16 protein-coding genes and 1 pseudogene are annotated in these 19555 nt (G+C 56.6%); 13 read left to right on the forward strand and 4 right to left on the reverse strand.

Annotation, left to right across the window (positions count from 1 at the left end):
- Both AK59_RS1000000125525 and AK59_RS0120710 read right to left on the reverse strand, forming a co-directional pair.
- Positions 1 to 137, reverse strand: a pseudogene (locus tag AK59_RS1000000125525) (DUF6402 family protein); the annotation flags it as partial.
- A gap of 106 nt (positions 138 to 243) precedes the next feature.
- Positions 244 to 2523: a hybrid sensor histidine kinase/response regulator gene (locus AK59_RS0120710; protein ID WP_029883703.1), complete on the reverse strand. Its 2280-nt coding sequence runs from the start codon at positions 2521 to 2523 to the stop codon at positions 244 to 246.
- Positions 2524 to 2704: 181 nt separating this feature from the next.
- Between AK59_RS0120710 and AK59_RS0120715 the strand changes: the two genes are divergently transcribed.
- From AK59_RS0120715 to lpxO, 7 genes are all read left to right on the forward strand, one after another.
- Positions 2705 to 4225, forward strand: coding sequence for a sugar ABC transporter ATP-binding protein (locus AK59_RS0120715; protein ID WP_029883704.1), 1521 nt, complete (start codon positions 2705 to 2707; stop codon positions 4223 to 4225).
- Positions 4222 to 5217 (forward strand): ABC transporter permease subunit, encoded by a 996-nt coding sequence (locus AK59_RS0120720; RefSeq protein WP_013095095.1) that lies wholly within the window; start codon positions 4222 to 4224, stop codon positions 5215 to 5217. The genes AK59_RS0120715 and AK59_RS0120720 overlap by 4 nt, the downstream gene beginning before the upstream one ends.
- A 28-nt stretch (positions 5218 to 5245) precedes the next feature.
- Positions 5246 to 6187, forward strand: a complete 942-nt coding sequence (locus tag AK59_RS0120725; protein WP_013095094.1) for an ABC transporter substrate-binding protein — start codon at positions 5246 to 5248, stop codon at positions 6185 to 6187.
- Between the two features lie 83 nt (positions 6188 to 6270).
- On the forward strand, positions 6271 to 6957 hold the full coding sequence (locus AK59_RS0120730; RefSeq protein ID WP_013095092.1) for a D-lyxose/D-mannose isomerase: 687 nt from the start codon (positions 6271 to 6273) through the stop codon (positions 6955 to 6957).
- Between the two features lie 10 nt (positions 6958 to 6967).
- Entirely contained in the window at positions 6968 to 7828 is an 861-nt protein-coding gene (locus AK59_RS0120735) for a ketose 1,6-bisphosphate aldolase (RefSeq protein ID WP_029883705.1), read from the forward strand.
- Positions 7828 to 8835, forward strand: a complete 1008-nt coding sequence (locus AK59_RS0120740; RefSeq protein WP_023622255.1) for a carbohydrate kinase family protein — start codon at positions 7828 to 7830, stop codon at positions 8833 to 8835. The genes AK59_RS0120735 and AK59_RS0120740 overlap by 1 nt, the downstream gene beginning before the upstream one ends.
- 142 nt (positions 8836 to 8977) lie before the next feature.
- Positions 8978 to 9886 (forward strand): lipid A hydroxylase LpxO, encoded by a 909-nt coding sequence (gene lpxO, locus AK59_RS0120745; RefSeq protein ID WP_029883706.1) that lies wholly within the window; start codon positions 8978 to 8980, stop codon positions 9884 to 9886.
- 4 nt (positions 9887 to 9890) lie between these two features.
- Here lpxO and AK59_RS0120750 read toward each other — a convergent pair whose 3' ends face one another.
- Positions 9891 to 10622, reverse strand: coding sequence for a response regulator (locus AK59_RS0120750; RefSeq protein ID WP_013095088.1), 732 nt, complete (start codon positions 10620 to 10622; stop codon positions 9891 to 9893).
- A 252-nt stretch (positions 10623 to 10874) separates the two neighbouring features.
- Here AK59_RS0120750 and fdhF point away from each other — a divergent pair, with 252 nt between their 5' ends.
- From fdhF to AK59_RS0120770, 3 genes are all read left to right on the forward strand, one after another.
- Positions 10875 to 13022, forward strand: a complete 2148-nt coding sequence (gene fdhF / locus AK59_RS0120760) for a formate dehydrogenase subunit alpha (RefSeq protein ID WP_077681898.1) — start codon at positions 10875 to 10877, stop codon at positions 13020 to 13022.
- Between the two features lie 323 nt (positions 13023 to 13345).
- The gene (locus AK59_RS0120765; RefSeq protein ID WP_013095084.1) at positions 13346 to 13498 is read left to right on the forward strand and encodes a Hok/Gef family protein; all 153 of its coding nucleotides are present in this window, start codon (positions 13346 to 13348) and stop codon (positions 13496 to 13498) included.
- 121 nt (positions 13499 to 13619) lie between these two features.
- Positions 13620 to 14294 carry a tetratricopeptide repeat protein gene (locus AK59_RS0120770; RefSeq protein ID WP_029883707.1) on the forward strand — a complete coding sequence of 225 codons (675 nt, stop codon included), beginning with the start codon at positions 13620 to 13622 and terminating at the stop codon, positions 14292 to 14294.
- A gap of 80 nt (positions 14295 to 14374) precedes the next feature.
- Here AK59_RS0120770 and gltP read toward each other — a convergent pair whose 3' ends face one another.
- Positions 14375 to 15688, reverse strand: a complete 1314-nt coding sequence (gltP, locus tag AK59_RS0120775; RefSeq protein ID WP_013095082.1) for a glutamate/aspartate:proton symporter GltP — start codon at positions 15686 to 15688, stop codon at positions 14375 to 14377.
- Between the two features lie 423 nt (positions 15689 to 16111).
- On the opposite strand from gltP, the gene acs reads away from it, so the two are divergent.
- The 3 genes from acs to AK59_RS0120790 form a co-directional block, all read left to right on the forward strand.
- On the forward strand, positions 16112 to 18070 hold the full coding sequence (acs, locus tag AK59_RS0120780) for an acetate--CoA ligase (RefSeq protein ID WP_013095081.1): 1959 nt from the start codon (positions 16112 to 16114) through the stop codon (positions 18068 to 18070).
- Between the two features lie 134 nt (positions 18071 to 18204).
- Entirely contained in the window at positions 18205 to 18519 is a 315-nt protein-coding gene (locus AK59_RS0120785) for a DUF485 domain-containing protein (protein ID WP_013095080.1), read from the forward strand.
- The coding region (locus AK59_RS0120790; protein ID WP_029883708.1) for a sodium:solute symporter family transporter at positions 18516 to 19555 on the forward strand (1040 nt) is incomplete at its 3' end. The genes AK59_RS0120785 and AK59_RS0120790, both read left to right, overlap by 4 nt.

Genomic DNA, 19555 nt, shown 5'->3' on the forward strand with positions numbered 1-19555 from the left:
AAATCGATGGTCCAGCGAAAGGGTTCACTGAGCGCCTCGCGGCCCTGAAAGCGCAGCACGTCGGGCGTGACGGGTGAGTCGTTGATTTCCAGTGTGTAGCGGGTCTGTCCGTCGAAAAGCACCAGCCAGTTGTCCATAACAAAGACCTGATTTAATGTAGGGTTAAATCAGAATGGTTGCATGATGAGACATTGCTGTAAATAACTGAAACAGGAGTCAAATTCTGAAAATAACGGCGAAACCTCAAATTACAATCACCTTCCGCAGCGCCTGCGCCAGCTGTACGCGGGTAAACGGTTTGCGCAGTAGCGCTACATCCGGCAGCTGCGAGTTGTGCATCGGACGTAAATCCTGACCGCTGATCAACAACACCGGCAGTTGCGGGTAGTGGCTGCGCACGTGGTTAATCACCTCCGCCCCGCTCAGGCTGCCCGGCAGCATCAGATCACTGATAAACATGCCGATATCCGGCGAGGCCGCCAGCATGTTCAGTGCCTGCTCACCGCTTTCCGCTTCAAGGGTCAGGTAGCCAAGCTGATGCAGTTGCTCGCACAGGGTCTGGCGAACGTCGGCCTCATCTTCCAGGACCAGAACCAGCCGTTCGTTTTCAGCGGATGCGGTGGCAGAGTGCGTTTCATCTTCAGGGACGACGGGCAGCGTTGAGCGCGGCAGATGGAGCCGCACGGTGGTGCCTTGTCCCGGCGCGCTTTCAATTTCGACGCGGCCGCCGGACTGACGCACAAAACCGTACACCATCGACAGCCCTAACCCACTGCCACTGCCGGTCTGCTTGGTGGTGAAGAACGGCTCGAACACCCGGGATTTGACCTCCTGGGTCATACCGCTGCCGCGGTCGATCACCTCCAGCGCCACCATATCCTGCCTGCGTCCGTCGCTGCGAGTGACGCGCTGATTCCACGTGCGGATCTTAATCACGCCCGTCTGCCCCTCCATCGCGTCGCGGGCGTTCATCACCAGGTTAATAATGGCGTTTTCGAGCTGGCCAACGTCTATCCACGCTGGCCAGGCCGGGGATTGAGCCTCTATCTCCAGGCTCAGGGTGGCGGGCAAGGAGTGGCGCATCAGCTCTCTGAGATTCTCCAGCAGCGGTTTCATCTCTACCGCATGCGGAGTCAGGGATTGCTTGCGGGAAAAAGCCAGCAGACGCTGGGTCAGCAACGCACCGCGCTCGGCGGCATTGAGCGCGCGGGCGATACGTGGGGCATCACTGGAGTCGGGATCGGTCAGCTCCAGGCTACCGATTATCACCGCCAGCAGGTTGTTGAAATCATGTGCCAGCCCGCCCGTCAGTTGACCAACGGCCTTCATCTTCTGGCTGTGCAGCAGCGCCTCCTCCAGTCCCTGACGCTCGATGCGGTCGATCTCCATCTGGGAGGTTTTCTCTTTCAGTAGACGGGTAGTGTGCTCCAGCGAGGCGGTATTGCGGGCAAAGACGTTAAACGCGCGAGCCAGCTCTCCCAGCTCATCACGCCGCTGCAGCGCGGGCACCGAAACGTCCTGCTCGCCATGGGCAAGACGCGACATCGCCCGGGAGATCGCCGTCAGGTTGGAGCCCAGATTGCGGTAGATATACCAGCAGGCGCAACCGGTGATGATCAGCGCCAGTACGGCGAATATGCTGATAAATACGCTGATGGACCGCAGCTCCTGATGACTCTGGGCCGTACGCAGCCGGGAAGCCTCCGCCACCTGCTCAACGTACTGATTGATATCGCTGTTTAATATCGCCACCAGCGCCTTGATGTGGAACATATACCAGCTTATCGCCAGGTCGCTCTCTTCAAGCTGCTTTGACAGCGGGGCAAGCCTGCGTAGCTCGTCGTTGAAATCGGGCAGAACAAGATTCACCACGGGCTGCGTCGCGCGCTGGGGCAACGTTGCGGTAACGGCGTCCAGCTGCTGTAGGGTGGCGCGCGGTGAGGGGGTATCGATGGCGGCGAGAATCAGCCTGTCCATTTCCGCAAGCTGCTGCGCATCCGGGATGTTGCTGCCAAACCGACGGTTAATATCCTGCAGATGGCGTAAATAGCTCTGGCTTTGATACAGCGAGCTAAGCAGCGCGTTACGCTGCAGATGGCGCCGCTGTCCGCGCTCCAGCATGCCCGTCACGCTTTGCTGTAACTCATTACTGCGACGAATAATGCGCGCCACCAGCCCCGGCTCCTGCTGCGCTAAGGGCGCATCTGCGAGCTGTTCCAGCGAGTGCCGCAGCGCCATTTGGGTCTGCTTCAGCCTCTCGGCCTCTCCTTTGTATTCCAGCGCCCCCACCACCTGCGAAAGCCGTACCGCCGCGGTTGCCACGCTGGCGGTATCGCGGGCGAGATTCATGCTGCCGGTCATGTCATCCAGCGTCTGCTGTTGTACCTGTTCCTGGATCTGGCTGGCATGCCGAAAACCTAGCACCGCCACACCACTGACCATCAGCGTCACCGCCACCACCAACAGATTAAAGATCAGCAGACGACCGCGGGCACTGGCGAAGAACGGCGAGCGTGATGGCATGGGATTGGGCTCCTCTGCAAATGGGTGCCCTCACCCTGGCCCTCTCCCACAGGCAGAGGGAAAAGAGAAATGTGACGGCGATTAGCTATTCATAACTATGACAAATATGAACGGCTTCTGACATTTTGCATTTACGCACCTGTGATGAAGTGCAGATATCAACCTTCACAGGAGATCCGCCATGAGCAGAACCCCGGTACTGGAGATGCGCAGCATTGCCAAAACGTTTGGCAACTTCCACGCGCTCAAGGGTGTGGATTTGACGGTCTTTCCCGGTGAGATCCACGCGCTGATGGGTGAAAACGGCGCGGGAAAAAGCACGCTGATGAAGATCCTCGCGGGCGCCTACACCGCGACCAGCGGCGAGATCCTGATTGACGGTCAGCCGTATCACATTAAAGGCCCGAAGGATGCGCTGGCCGCAGGCATTACCCTGATCTATCAAGAGATGCAACTCGCCCCCAACCTGACGGTTGCGGAAAACATCTTTCTTGGCAGCGAACTCTCGCGCGGCGGACTGGTGCAGCGTAAAGAGATGGCCGCCCAGGCTCAGGCGGTCATCGACCGTCTGGGTGCAAACTTCAACGCCACCGACCTGGTGATGAAGCTGACTATCGCTGAACAACAGCAGGTGGAAATCGCCCGCGCGCTGCACCGTAACAGCCGCATTCTGGTGATGGATGAACCCACTGCCGCCCTCTCCTCGCGTGAAACCCATCGTCTGTTTGAGCTGATCCTGCGCCTGCGGGATGAAGGGATGGCGATCATCTATATCAGCCACCGCATGGCGGAAGTGTACGAACTCTCTGACCGGGTCAGCGTCCTGCGTGACGGGCAATACGTCGGTAGCCTGACGCGCGACAAACTGAACGCATCTGAGCTGGTGAAAATGATGGTGGGTCGCCCCTTAAGCGATCTGTTCAACAAAGAGCGCGATATCCCGCTCGGCAACCCGCGTCTTAACGTGCATCACCTCACCGACGGTAAAAAAGTCCAACCCTGCAGCCTGCAGGTGCGCTCAGGGGAAATCGTCGGCCTGGCGGGGCTGGTCGGTGCCGGTCGCTCCGAGCTGGCACAGCTCATTTTTGGCGTACGTAAAGCCACGGGAGGAATGATTGAAGTGGACGGCGAGCCGGTGGTGATCCACTCCCCGCGCGCGGCCATTGAAAACGGGATCGGTTTTCTCACCGAGAACCGCAAGGAGCAGGGGCTGTTCCTGGAGCTGGCGGCGCAGGAGAACATCACCATGGCGACGCTGGAGCGCGACGCCACCTTCGGCATGCTTAACCGCAAAAAAGCGCAGTCCATTTCTGACGATGCCATCGCCCTGCTGAATATCCGCGTGCCTCACGCACAGGTCCGCGCGGGCGGTCTGTCAGGCGGTAATCAGCAGAAATTGCTGATCTCCCGCTGGGTGGCAATTAGCCCGCGTATTCTGATCCTCGACGAACCGACGCGCGGTGTCGACGTCGGCGCAAAAAGCGAAATCTACCGCATCATGAACCAGATGGCGCGCAAGGGCGTGGCGATTTTGATGATCTCCAGCGAACTGCCGGAAGTGGTGGGCATGAGCGACCGCGTCTATGTCATGCGTGAAGGCAGCATCGCCGGGGAGCTCCACGGACACGACATCTCTCAGGAAAACATCATGACGCTGGCAACCGGCGTGAACGACTCACATCATCAGGCGGTGCAACTATGACAACTCCAACCCATCCGCAGCAGGTGGCAAAATCTGCCTCCGCCAAAAAAATGCTGATGAGCGATCTGATGCAAACGGTCGGCATTTTGCCCATTCTCATCCTGATCGTGGCGGTTTTTGGCTTTATCGCCCCTAACTTCTTTACCGAAAGCAACCTGCTCAACATTACCCGTCAGGCGTCGATCAACATCGTGCTGGCGGCAGGGATGACCTTCATCATCCTGACCGGGGGGATTGACCTCTCCGTCGGGTCGATTCTGGGTACCACGGCGGTCGCCGCGATGGTGGTGTCGTTAATACCGGAATTCGCCGGGCTCTCTATTCCCGCCGCGCTGATGCTCGGCCTGGTGCTGGGGCTGTTCAACGGCGCGCTGGTGGCCTTTGCCGGACTGCCGCCGTTTATTGTCACCCTCGGCACCTACACGGCACTGCGGGGCGCAGCGTACCTGTTGGCCGATGGCACGACGGTAATTAACTCGAACATCAATTTTGAGTGGATAGGCAATAACTATCTTGGCCCCGTGCCGTGGCTGGTGGTGATTGCCCTGGCGGTGATTGTGGTGTGCTGGTTTATCCTGCGTCGCACTACGCTTGGCGTTCACATCTATGCGGTAGGCGGCAACATGCAGGCGGCACGCTTAACGGGCATCAAAGTCTGGCTGGTGTTGCTGTTTGTGTATGGCATGAGCGGCCTGCTCTCCGGGTTAGGCGGTGTGATGAGCGCGTCGCGCCTCTACAGCGCCAACGGAAACCTGGGCATGGGTTACGAGCTGGATGCGATTGCGGCGGTGATCCTCGGCGGCACCAGCTTTGTTGGCGGGATCGGCACGATCACCGGCACGCTGGTGGGGGCGCTGATTATCGCCACTCTCAACAACGGCATGACGCTGATGGGCGTCTCCTACTTCTGGCAACTGGTGATCAAAGGGGCGGTGATCATCATTGCGGTGCTGATCGACAAATACCGTACCCGACACCATCAAAGTGCATAACAACAATACCCTACGTGAGGAAGAGAGCATGAGATTGAAGCCCTTAGTGACCGCGCTCTGTGCTGGCGCGCTGCTTGCCGCAACGCCGTTTGCGCAGGCGAAAGATCTGAAGTCCATCGGCGTAACGGTGGGTGACCTGGCCAACCCGTTCTTCGTGCAGATCACCAAAGGTGCCGAGCTGGAGGCGCGCAAGCTGGCGGGGGATAACGTCAAAGTGACGCTGGTCTCCAGCGGGTACGATCTGGGCCAGCAGGTGGCGCAGATCGACAACTTTATTGCCGCCAAAGTGGACATGATCATCCTCAACGCCGCAGATTCCAAAGGGATCGGCCCGGCGGTGAAACGCGCGAAAGAGGCCGGGATCGTGGTGGTCGCGGTTGACGTGGCGGCAGAAGGTGCAGACGCGACGATCACCTCCGATAACACCCAGGCGGGCGAAATGGCCTGTAAGTACATCACCGACCGCCTGAACGGCAAAGGCAATGTGGTGATCATCAACGGACCACCGGTCTCTGCCGTCCAGAACCGTGTGGAAGGTTGCCAGACAGAGTTCAAAAAACACCCGGATATCAAAGTGCTCTCCGATAACCAGAACGCCAAGGGCAGCCGTGAAGGGGGTCTGGAAGTCATGACCTCGCTGCTGGCGGCCAATCCGAAGATCGATGGCGTCTTCGCGATTAACGATCCGACCGCGATCGGTGCCGATCTGGCGGCGAAACAAGCACAACGCAACGAGTTCTTTATCGTTGGTGTGGACGGTAGCCCGGACGGCGAAGAAGCCCTGAAGCGGGAAAACTCCCTGTTTGTGGCGACGCCGGCACAAGATCCGCAGGTCATGGCGGCAAAAGCGGTTGAGATCGGCTATGACATTCTACAGGGCAAACCGGCACCGAAAGAGCCTGTGCTGATCCCGGTGACGATGATCGATAAAAAGAACGTCGGCACGTATAAGGGGTGGACGGTTAAGTAACAATTGCGCGGCCCGATGCCCTCACCCTAACCCTCTCCCACAGGGAGAGGGGACTGGGCCGACAAAAAACACAAGGAGTCCCCATGAAACGCTCCGAAATCAACGAAATCCTCGGCCACACGCGGCAGTTTTTCTCCATGCACGACGTGCATCTCCCCCCTTTTGCCAGCTTCCCACCCACAAAATGGCAACAGCTCGATCAGGCCGCCTGGCAAGAAGTGTTTGACCTTAAGCTCGGTTGGGACGTAACGGCCTTTGGCGGCAGCAGCTTTGCCGCGCAGGGGCTCACGCTGTTTACCCTGCGCAACGGCTCACCAAACGGCACGCCGTATGAAAAATGCTACGCCGAAAAAATCATGCACGTACGCGACGGTCAGCTCACGCCCATGCATTTTCACTGGCGCAAACGGGAGGACATCATCAACCGCGGCGGTGGAAATCTCATTATTGAGTTATGGAATGCCGGTGCACATGCAGAGACCGAAAACACGGACGTCACCGTCACGATAGACGGTTGCCAGCAGACCCACGCCCCCGGCAGCCAGCTGCGCCTTACACCAGGGGAGAGCATCTGCCTGACGCCCGGCCTGTACCACAGTTTCTGGGGTGAACGCGGTTTTGGCGACGTGCTGGTGGGCGAAGTGTCATCGGTCAATGACGATGAACACGACAACCACTTTTTGCAGCCCGTTGCCCGCTATAACAACATCGAAGAAGACGAACCGGCGGTGCTGGTACTGTGCAACGAGTACAACCTGTTTCGGATATAAGGGGTAAATGATGCCATTGATTTCTCTTGCCGACGGTCTTGCGCACGCCAGGCAACATCGCTACGCGCTGGGCGCGTTCAACGTTCTCGACACCCACTTCCTGCGCGCCCTGTTTGCCGCGGCGAAGCTGGAGCGCTCGCCTTTTATCATCAACATCGCCGAAGTGCATTTTAAATATGTGTCGCTGGAGTCGCTTGTCGAAGCGGTTAAGTACGAAGCCGCCCGCCACGCGATCCCCGTGGTACTCAACCTTGACCACGGCCTGCACTTTGACGCCGTGGTGCGCGCCCTGCGCTTAGGGTTCAGCTCCGTGATGTTCGATGGCTCGACACTGAGCTACGAGGAGAATATTCGTCAGACGCGTGAAGTGGTGAAGATGTGTCACGCGGTGGGCGTGTCGGTGGAGGCAGAGTTAGGTGCCGTCGGTGGCGATGAAGGCGGGGCGCTCTACGGCCATGCGGATGAAGCGTACTTTACCGACCCGCAACTGGCACGGGAATTTGTCGATTCAACCGGCATTGACGCGCTGGCCGTCGCCATTGGCAACGCACACGGCAAATATAAGGGCGAGCCAAAGCTCGATTTCCCCCGTCTGGACGCCATTCGCCAGCAAACCGGGCTGCCACTGGTGCTGCACGGCGGCTCCGGGATCAGCGATGCTGATTTTCGTCGCGCCATTGAACTTGGTATTCATAAAATCAATTTCTATACCGGCATGTCCCAGGCCGCCCTTTCCGCAGTTGAGCAGCGTATGGCCAACCGCCAGCCGCTGTACGATGAGTTTGCCGAGCTGCTGCTGGGCATAGAAGAGGCGATTACCGATACGGTTGCCGAACAGATGCGCATCTTTGGCAGCGCGGGGCAGGCATAATGGAACGCAAAGGGATCATCGCCGCGGGCAATATGCTGGTGGATCACGTTCACCAGATCGTGCAATGGCCGGAACGCGGCTGGCTGGCAGAAATTACCCACAGCGAGCGTTCCACCGGCGGCGCGCCGCTTAACGTCCTGCTGACGCTGGCGAAAATGCACGTCGGCCTGCCGCTGCAGGCGGTGGGGCTGATTGGCGAAGACAGCGACGGGGACTACATTCTGGCGATGCTCGACCAGTATCACGTCAATCGGCAGCGCGTACAGCGCACCACCTTTGCGCCAACCTCCATGTCGCAGGTGATGACCGACCCCAGCGGACAGCGCACCTTTTTCCACTCTCCCGGGGCCAACCGCCTGCTGGATCTCCCCGCGTTTGACCGTCTCGACGGCACAATGAAAATCTTCCACCTCGGCTACCTGCTGCTGCTCGACAGTCTGGATATGCCAGATGACGAATACGGCACCCGCAGCGCACGGCTGCTGGCGCAGATGCGCGAGCAGGGGTATGAAACCTCGCTTGATCTGGTCTCCCGCAAGGGCGATCCGCGCTATCAGCCGCTGGTCCTCCCTGCCCTGCGTCATCTCGATTATCTGGTCATTAACGAACTGGAAGCCGGAGAATTTAGCGGCCTTGAGATGCGCGACGGCAACGACGCACCACACGTTGCCCACATCGCTGAAGCCGCCGCGCAGCTGCTGGCGGCAGGCGTCCGGCAGCGGGTGGTGATCCACTGCCCGGAAGGTGCCTGGGGAGAAGCCGCAAACGAAGAAGGACGCTGGATCCCCTCATGGAGGCTGACTCAGGAGGAGATTATTGGCAGCGTCGGCGCGGGCGACGCCTTTTGTGCCGGTTTCTTATATGGCTGTCATGAATCGCTGCCGCTGGCAGAGAGTATTTACCTGGCGCATGCCTGCGCCCGGGCAAGCCTGCTGGCCGCGAATGCCATTGATGGAGCAAAAACGCTGGAGGAATTGACGCGCTTTATTCAGGAGAGCAACGCCTAAATTAACAAAAATTGCGATTTTTGATTACAGTTCTATGAATTTTGCATAGCCGAACTACACTCTCTGCGTCTGGCACATTCGGCGTGGGCAACATATTGCCCACACGCTTTTCCGAAATGAGAGATACAGAGGACAAGGAAAAATGTTCGCAGCAATTATCATCGCTATATTTATTATCAGTGTTATTTATGCGCATTCGCGCGGCAAAGAAAAACAGACGCTTTCCCGTCAACTTTTCGACCACTCCACCTTTATGGCGCCTATCAATATGTTTATGACGGCGTTCTCTTCGCTGCCCGCCAGACAGCCCTTTTTTGAAACCGAGCGCTTTCCGGAATTAAATAAACTGACGGAAAACTGGGAGGTCATTCGCGAAGAGGCGCTGCGTTTGCAGGATCATATTAAGGCGGCACAAAATCATAACGATGCCGGTTTTAACACCTTCTTTAAACGCGGCTGGAAACGGTTTTACCTCAAATGGTATGCCGATGCGCATCCCTCGGCTCAGATCCTGTGCCCCGTTACAACACAACTGGTGAGTGAGATCCCGTCCGTGAAAGCGGCAATGTTTGCCGAACTCCCGGCGGGCGCGAAGCTCGGCAAGCATCGCGATCCCTACGCTGGCTCGGTTCGTTACCATTTAGGCCTGGTCACGCCAAATGACGATCGCTGCTTTATAGAGGTTGACCAGCAGCGCCACAGCTGGCGTGACGGTGAGGCTGTCATCTTTGATGAAACTTACGTGCACTGGGCGGAGAATAAATCGGATCACACGCGGATTATTCTCTTCTGCGATATCGAACGTCCGATGAAATGGCGCTGGGCGCAGGCGGTTAACCACTGGGTCGGGACAACGCTGATGTCAGCGGTCAGCTCCCCCAATGACGATAACGACCGCACCGGGGGAATCAACCGTATCTTCAAATATGTGCACGCCGGGCGAGAACGCGGTCAGCGTCTGAAAAAGCGCAATCGGAAGCTCTATTACGCACTGAAGTACCTGGTCATCACGGCGATTTTCGCCGCGCTTATTGTCGCTGCCATAACGTAAGCACTTACGCCGCCCGATCGGGATGACAGACATCGGCGGCAAAGACGTAGCCCAGCCCGCGGATCGTTTTGATTAATGCGGGCTGGTGCGGATTGGCTTCGATTTTCCGGCGCAGGCGCATGATCAACACGTCGATGGTACGGTCAAACACATCGGCACTTTCGCTGTGGGTCAGCTCAAGCAACTGCTCGCGGCTCAGTACCCGGCGGGCATTCTGGGTAAGCGCCAGCAGCAGGCCGTATTCACCCTGGGTCAACGGTACGGGGTTACGCTGCGGATCGATCAGTTCGCAGCGGGTGGTATCCAGCGTCCAGCCATTAAAAGCAATGCCCGCCACTCGTGGCGCGGGCGTGTCGGCCGCCAGCGCTCCGGTACGCCTGAGCACGGCTTTAACCCGGGCGACCACCACACGCGGATTAAACGGTTTGCCAATGTAGTCGTCGGCCCCCATCTCCAGCCCTACCACCACGTCAGACTCACTCCCCAGCCCGGTAAGCATCACTACCGGCAGATCCGGGCGTTGCTTTTGCAACTGCAGCAGGACCTGCAGGCCGTTGATATCCGGCAGCATCATGTCCAGCAGGACCAGGGCAATTCCCGGTTCCTGATGAACCCGGTTCAGTGCGTCCTGTCCGTTATGGCAGACGAGCACCGTAAAGACGTGCTCGCTGAGCACATCCTGCAGCAGCTCGCACACTGCCGTATCGTCATCAACCACCAGAATCGCCGGTTTCATCGCATGCTTCCGTCAGGGGATTATGTTAAGTCTGAACTATTCTGCCGTCGGCTCCAGCCAAATGGATTTTTACGTGACGGAATTACAACCCATGTCACATCCGCTGCCTTTTCGACACGTCAATTTTGACGATTGCCTGCTTTTCGTCAGGGTTTTGCCAGGAGAACGCCCGTAAAGTCGAGTGATACCCACACGAAAAACATGGCATAAAAGCTGCATTATGGCTGCGAAATGATTAACTGGAGCAGACTGATGAAAAAAGTCGTCACGGTTTGCCCTTATTGTGCCTCAGGTTGCAAGATCCACCTGGTGGTCGATAACGGCAAAATCGTCCGGGCGGAGGCCGCACAGGGGAAAACCAACCAGGGCACGCTGTGCCTGAAAGGGTACTACGGCTGGGATTTTATTAACGATACCCAAATCCTCACCCCGCGCCTGAAAACCCCCATGATCCGCCGTGAACGCGGTGGCAAGCTGGAAGCCGTCTCGTGGAACGAGGCGCTGGACTACGTCGCCACCCGCCTGAGCGCCATTAAGGCAAAATATGGCCCGGATGCGATCCAGACCACCGGGTCATCGCGCGGGACGGGTAACGAAACCAACTATGTAATGCAAAAATTCGCGCGCGCCGTTATTGGAACCAATAACGTCGACTGCTGCGCTCGCGTCTGACACGGCCCATCGGTTGCAGGTCTGCACCAGTCGGTCGGAAACGGCGCAATGAGTAATGCAATTAACGAGATAGACAACACCGATCTCGTCTTTATCTTCGGCTATAACCCGGCGGATTCTCACCCGATTGTCGCGAACCACGTTATTCGCGCCAAACAGAACGGGGCGAAAATCATCGTCTGCGATCCGCGCAAAATCGAAACGGCACGTATTGCAGATATGCACATCGCGTTGAAAAACGGCTCGAACATCGCGCTGTTGAACGCCATGGGGCACGTCATTATTGAGGAGAACCTCTACGACCAGGCGTTTGTCGCCACCCGTACGGAAGGTTTTGAAGAGTATCGGAAAATTGTCGAAGGCTATACGCCAGAATCTGTCGAAGCGATCACCGGCGTCAGCGCGCAGGAGATCCGTCAGGCAGCAAGGATGTACGCCGGAGCGAAAACCGCCGCCATTCTGTGGGGCATGGGCGTGACCCAATTCTATCAGGGCGTGGAAACCGTGCGTTCCCTGACCAGCCTCGCCATGCTGACCGGCAACCTTGGCAAGGCACACGTCGGGGTGAACCCGGTACGCGGTCAGAACAACGTGCAGGGTGCCTGCGATATGGGTGCGCTGCCGGACACCTATCCGGGCTATCAGTACGTGAAGTTCCCGGAAAACCGCGCGAAGTTTGCCAAAGCGTGGGGCGTGGAAAGTTTGCCGGAGCACACCGGGTATCGCATCAGCGAGCTGCCGCACCGGGCGGCACATGGTGAAGTGCGGGCGGCTTACATCATGGGCGAAGATCCTCTCCAGACCGACGCCGAGCTCTCTGCAGTGCGTAAAGGGTTTGAGGATCTGGAGCTGGTGATTGTTCAGGACATCTTTATGACCAAAACCGCGGCAGCGGCGGATGTGATTTTACCGTCAACGTCCTGGGGCGAGCATGAAGGGGTTTACACGGCGGCAGACCGTGGCTTCCAGCGCTTCTTTAAAGCGGTGGAGCCGAAGTGGGATCTGAAAACCGACTGGCAAATCATCAGCGAAATTGCCACCCGCATGGGTTATCCGATGCACTACAACAACACTCAGGAGATCTGGGACGAGTTGCGGCATCTGTGTCCGGACTTCTACGGTGCAACCTATGAAAAAATGGGTGAACTGGGGTATATCCAGTGGCCGTGCCGGGATGAGTCTGAGGCCGACCAGGGCACGTCGTATCTCTTTAAAGAGAAATTCGACACCCCAAATGGGCTGGCACAGTTCTTCACCTGCGACTGGGTTGCCCCCATTGATAAACTCACCGATGAGTATCCAATGGTGCTCTCCACCGTGCGTGAAGTGGGCCACTACTCCTGTCGTTCGATGACCGGCAACTGCGCGGCGCTGGCAGCGCTGGCGGATGAGCCAGGTTATGCACAGATCAACACCGCCGACGCTGAACGTCTTGGCATTGAAGACGAAGCGCTGGTATGGGTGAACTCGCGTAAAGGCAGGATCATTACCCGTGCGCAGGTCAGCGATCGTCCCAACAAAGGGGCGGTGTACATGACCTACCAGTGGTGGATTGGCGCCTGTAACGAACTGGTGACGGAGAACTTAAGCCCGATAACCAAAACGCCGGAGTATAAGTACTGCGCCGTACGCGTGGAGCCGATTGCGGATCAGCACGCTGCGGAACAGTATGTGATCGACGAATATAACAAGCTGAAAGCCCGGTTGCGCGAAAGTGCGATGGGATAATGATATTATTTAATTGATGAATAAAGGGAGTGAAACATTCACTCCCTTTTTATTTCCGCTTAACGCATTAAAAATATCAATTATTAATCTTGAAAGCTGCTCGCAGAAATAATGTAAATTGCACGAAAAAGAATTACATCTTTGCATTTTGATTCAGATGGATAAGATGTGCGGCGGGTGCTTAAGACTTTCTGTCTTGAGCATTGTTGAGGGACAGAAAGTGGAAAGCCCCGGGAAATATTCATTTACCCGAGGCTACCCGACTCAACTCCCAACAAGTTGAGGGTAGCCTCTTATTCTTTTTTTGACAAGGAGTAAAAGGCATGACGCCATTAAAAACTGCGTTAGGCATTGTCTTTATTATCTGCCTGACGATAGTGATCTTTACCTTTATTACTCGCGGAAAGTTATGCGAACTGACAATAAAGAGTGAACATCAGGAGGTGGCGGCGAAATTAGCCTGCGTTGCAGGCTAACCTCTGCGGGCGGAACGACAGTTCCGCCCGGCTTGCAGGATGCTGAGGTCTTAACGCACCCGTTTTTTTATTCTATGGCCGCGATTATACTGCGCGGCGTGTACCCAGATGATAAGAATCCATGAAACCATTTTTACTGTTGTTATTAATTTTTACGTCGTTCGTCCATGCCGATGAGATTGGCAGCCAGTACAAAGCACAGGCGGAGGCGGGCGATGCACGCGCTCAGTATTATCTCGCCGACACCTGGTTCAGCTCCGGCGACAGCAAGCAGGCGGCAATGTGGGCAGAGAAAGCGGCAAAAGGGGGCGACATCGATGCCATGGCCCTGTTGTCTCAGATCCACTTTACTCAGGGCGATTACGCTCAGGCTAAAGCGCTGGCACAGCAGGCCACGATTGCGGGCAGCAAGCGTGGCGCCATTATGCTGGCACGCGTCCTGGTGAATACCCAGGGTGGCAAAACAGACTACCCACAGGCCATCAAACTGCTGCAGACGGCCACCGAAGATATCGACAACGACTCTGCAGTAGATGCGCAAATGCTGCTGGGTCTGATTTATGCCAACGGTGTAGAAGTGGCCCAGGACGACGCTCTGGCGGCATCATGGTTTAAGCGCAGCTCGTCTTTGTCACGCACTGGCTATGCCGAATACTGGGCAGGGATGCTGTTCCAGCAGGGCGAGAAAGGCTTTATCACGCCCAATAAACAGAAGGCGCTCTACTGGTTGAACCTGAGCTGTACGGAAGGGTTTGATACGGGATGTGAAGAGTTTGATGCGTTGAGCGGAGAATAACGTGCCGGGTGGCGGCTTCGCCTTACCCGGCCTACAAAACCCGTAGGCCCGGTAAGCGCAGCGCCACCGGGCTTAGGATGTTACTGGTCAGCCGTCTTATCAAAACGACCCAGCACCTCGCGTTCATACGCCAGCGCTTTTTTACGGTCGAACTTATGTTCCCACTTGGCGATAACCAGCACCGCCAGCGCGTTTCCAACCACGTTCAGCGCCGTACGCGCCATATCGAGGATACGGTCAACACCAGCGATAAACGCCAGGCCTTCCAGCGGAATACCGACACTGCCAAGCGTCGCCAGCAGCACCACGAAGGAGACACCCGGCACGCCCGCGATCCCTTTTGAGGTCACCATCAGCGTCAGCACCAGCACAATTTCCTGCCACAGCGACAGATCAATGCCGTACAGCTGGGCAATAAAGATGGCCGCGATGCTCTGGTACAGCGTCGAGCCGTCCAGGTTAAAGGAGTAGCCGGTTGGCACCACGAAGCTGGTGATAGAAGCCGGGGCACCATAGGCCTCCATCTTCTCAATAATACGCGGCAGCACGCTTTCAGAGCTGGCCGTGGAGTACGCCAGAATCAGCTCATCTTTCAGAATGCGGATCAGGATCCAGATGCTCAGCCCACACAGGCGCGCCACAATGCCCAGTACCACCAGCGCGAAGAACAGGATGGCGAAATGCACCAGAATTACCAGCTTCGCCAGCGGCCACAGGGAGGCAAAACCGAAGTTCGCCACGGTTACCGCGATAAGCGCAAACACCCCAACCGGCGCGTAACGCATCACCATGTGGGTCACTTTAAACATGGTTTCAGAGATGGAGCGGAACACGGTGACCAGCGGTTCACGGTGCGTGGCAGGCAGAGAGGAAAGACCCAGACCAAAAAGCACCGAGAAGAAGATGATTGGCAGCATCTCGCCCTTCGCCATCGACGCCACAATGTTAGTCGGCACCAGCGACAGGATGGTGCCCATCAGGCCGTGCGCATGGCTCTGCACTTCAGCGGTCGTACTTTGGTATTTCGAAATATCCACCGTCGCAAGTTGCGACATATCGATCCCGGAACCTGGCTGGAAGACATTCGCCAGGGTAATGCCAAGGATGATGGCAATCGTCGTGATCACTTCGAAATAGAGAATGGTTTTTGCACCGATGCGGCCCAGCTGTTTTGCATCACCGACTCCGGCAATACCGACCACCAGCGTCGAGATGACAATTGGCACCACGATCATTTTGATCAAATGAATAAAGATATCGCCCGCCGGGGAGAGCAAGTTCGCAATCAGCCACTCGCGGCTGTCGCTGTGATAATGGAGATAGCTACCCAGCAGAATACCCAGCACAAGGGCCAGCAGGATTTGCCAGGCCAGGCTGACTTTAACGTTTTTCATAGAAACTGACTTCCTCAATGAAGCGCCCTATTCATGCAGACTGCATGAATATGGAGACATACTGAAAGGGTATGAATTGTGTTGCGTTGGTTTATGGGATTTTTTAACGCGGCGTATGAGTATCATCTGCGCGGTGTGTTGCGCAAGCCTTAAAGAACAACGCATTTCACGACGAAAAGCCGTTATGACGCGAGTTTACGATAATTCTTATAAATAACCATTTGTTATAAAAACGATTTTTTATGCGCAAATGTGAATAATCCGTCCGGTAAATTATTTTTCTTCAAAGTTTCATTCGCTCATTTTTCATACGCTTCAAACAATGCGTGATCTGCCGCCCAAATAATAAACAAAGCTTGTAAAGCCCCTACTATTAACGTTTTTGCGACATATTATTAACATCTTACAAGGAGAAAAAAAGCCATGAGCCAAATACACAAACACGACATTCCCGCTAACATTGCGGACCGTTGCCTGATCAACCCGGAGCAGTACCACGAGAAGTATCAGCAATCTGTCTCTGATCCTGACGCTTTCTGGGGCGAGCAGGGCCATATTCTTGACTGGATCAAACCTTACCAGAAGGTGAAGAACACCTCCTTTGCGCCGGGTAACGTTTCTATTAAATGGTATGAAGACGGCACGCTAAACCTTGCGGCGAACTGCCTCGATCGCCACCTTGCCGAACGCGGTAACGAAACCGCCATTATCTGGGAAGGCGACGACGCCTCTCAGAGCAAACATATCTCTTATAAAGAGCTGCACCGCGACGTGTGCCGCTTCGCTAACGTGCTGCTGGACCAGGGCATTAAAAAAGGCGATGTGGTCGCCATCTATATGCCGATGGTGCCGGAAGCGGCGGTGGCGATGCTGGCCTGCGCGCGCATCGGCGCGATCCATTCCGTTATCTTTGGCGGGTTCTCGCCGGAAGCGGTTGCCGGGCGTATTGTCGACTCGAGTTCGAAACTGGTGATCACCGCCGATGAAGGCGTGCGCGCCGGGCGCGGTATTCCTCTGAAGAAAAATGTCGACGAAGCGCTGAAAAACCCGAACGTCAAAACCGTCAGCAACGTTATCGTCCTTAAGCGTACCGGTGGCAAGATCGACTGGAATGAAGGGCGTGACCTGTGGTGGAGCGACCTGATTGAAAAAGCAAGCGACCAGCATCAACCGCAAGAGATGAACGCGGAAGATCCGCTGTTTATCCTCTATACCTCCGGCTCCACCGGCAAACCGAAAGGCGTACTGCATACCACCGGTGGCTATCTGGTCTATGCGGCCACCACCTTTAAATACGTTTTCGACTACCATCCGGGCGATATCTACTGGTGCACTGCCGACGTGGGCTGGGTCACCGGTCACAGCTATCTGCTGTACGGCCCGCTGGCCTGCGGTGCAACAACGCTGATGTTTGAAGGTGTACCAAACTGGCCAACCCCGGCGCGGATGTGCCAGGTGGTCGATAAGCACCAGGTCAACATTCTGTACACCGCGCCAACGGCGATCCGTGCGCTGATGGCGGAAGGGGATAAAGCGATAGAAGGCACTGACCGCTCTTCCCTGCGCATCCTCGGCTCCGTCGGCGAGCCTATCAACCCGGAAGCCTGGGAGTGGTACTGGAAGAAGATCGGCAACGAAAAATGCCCGGTAATGGACACCTGGTGGCAGACCGAAACCGGTGGGTTCATGATCACCCCAATGCCGGGTGCGACCCGCTTAAAAGCCGGTTCAGCGACCCAACCGTTCTTCGGCGTCCAGCCTGCGCTGGTGGATAACGAAGGCAATCCGCTGGATGGTGCCACCGAAGGCAACCTGGTGATCGTCGATTCCTGGCCGGGCCAGGCACGTACGCTCTTTGGCGACCACGAACGCTTCGAGCAGACCTACTTCTCAACCTTTAAAAACATGTACTTCAGCGGTGACGGCGCGCGTCGCGACGAGGATGGCTATTACTGGATCACCGGGCGCGTGGACGATGTGCTGAACGTCTCCGGCCACCGTCTGGGCACCGCGGAGATTGAATCCGCGCTGGTATCGCATCCGAAGATTGCCGAAGCCGCCGTTGTGGGGATCCCGCACAACATTAAAGGCCAGGCGATTTACGCCTACGTGACGCTGAACCACGGTGAAGAACCATCGCCAGAACTGTATGCCGACGTGCGCAACTGGGTCCGCAAAGAGATTGGTCCGCTTGCCACGCCGGATGTACTGCACTGGACTGACTCGCTGCCGAAAACCCGTTCCGGCAAAATTATGCGCCGAATCTTGCGCAAAATCGCGGCAGGGGACACCAGCAACCTTGGTGATACCTCAACGCTCGCCGATCCGGGCGTGGTGGAAAAACTGCTCGAAGAGAAGCAGTCCATCGCAATGCCTTCGTAACCTTTTCTCCCTCTCCCTGTGGGAGAGGGCCGGGGTGAGGGCATCAGACCGCACCTTCCTCCCCTCACCCTAACCCTCTCCCCATAGGGGAGAGGGGATAAAACAAACCAACCTTACTTCTGGAGAACTCTGTGATGAATAACGATATTTGTCAGCAGATAGAGAATAGTGCGCACTACAGGGAGCTCGTTGATAAACGGCAACGGTTTGCCTTCTTACTTTCCATCATCATGCTGATTATCTACGTCGGCTTTATTCTGCTTATCGCCTTTGCCCCGCACTGGCTGGGTACGCCGCTGCATGAGGGCACCAGCGTCACACGGGGCATCCCGATTGGCATTGGCGTGATTGTGATTTCGTTTGTGCTGACCGGCGTCTACGTCTGGCGCGCGAACGGCGAATTCGATCGTCTTAATAAAGCGGTACTGCGTGAGGTAAAAGCATCATGAAGAGAGTCCTGACGGCGCTTGCCGCCACACTTCCCTTTGCGGCACACGCCGCAGATGCCATTACCGGCGAGGTTCAGCGCCAGCCAACCAACTGGCAGGCGATTATCATGTTCCTGATTTTCGTGGTGCTGACGCTGTATATCACTTATTGGGCGTCGAAACGCGTCCGTTCCCGTAATGATTACTACACTGCGGGCGGTAATATTACCGGTTTCCAGAACGGGCTGGCGATTGCGGGCGACTTTATGTCTGCCGCGTCTTTCCTTGGGATCTCCGCGCTGGTGTACACCTCCGGCTACGATGGTCTGATCTACTCTCTCGGCTTCCTGGTGGGCTGGCCGATCATTCTGTTCCTGATCGCCGAACGCTTACGCAACCTGGGGCGTTTCACCTTTGCTGACGTGGCTTCGTATCGCCTGAAGCAGGGTCCGATTCGTATTCTCTCCGCCTGCGGTTCGCTGGTGGTGGTGGCGCTGTATCTGATCGCCCAGATGGTTGGCGCAGGCAAACTGATCGAACTTCTGTTCGGCCTGAACTACCACGTCGCGGTGGTGCTGGTGGGTGTGCTGATGGTGATGTACGTCCTGTTTGGCGGCATGCTGGCAACCACCTGGGTGCAAATTATCAAAGCGGTTCTGCTGCTGTTCGGTGCGAGCTTCATGGCCTTTATGGTGATGAAACACGTCGGCTTTAGCTTCAACAACCTGTTTACCGAAGCGATGGCGGTCCACCCGAAAGGGGAAGCGATCATGAGCCCGGGCGGGCTGGTGAAAGACCCGATATCCGCGCTTTCACTCGGTCTGGGTCTGATGTTTGGTACCGCAGGCTTGCCACATATCCTGATGCGTTTCTTCACCGTGAGCGATGCCCGCGAAGCGCGCAAGAGCGTCTTCTACGCCACCGGGTTTATGGGTTACTTCTACATACTGACCTTTATCATCGGTTTTGGCGCCATCATGCTGGTGGGAGCGAACCCGGCATTTAAAGACGCGGCGGGGGCGCTGGTTGGGGGGGAAAAAAAGGGGGGGGGGGGGGT

Origin of the sequence: Enterobacter sp. T1-1, from assembly GCF_000710795.1 — a bacterium.
Classification (GTDB): domain Bacteria; phylum Pseudomonadota; class Gammaproteobacteria; order Enterobacterales; family Enterobacteriaceae; genus Enterobacter; species Enterobacter cloacae.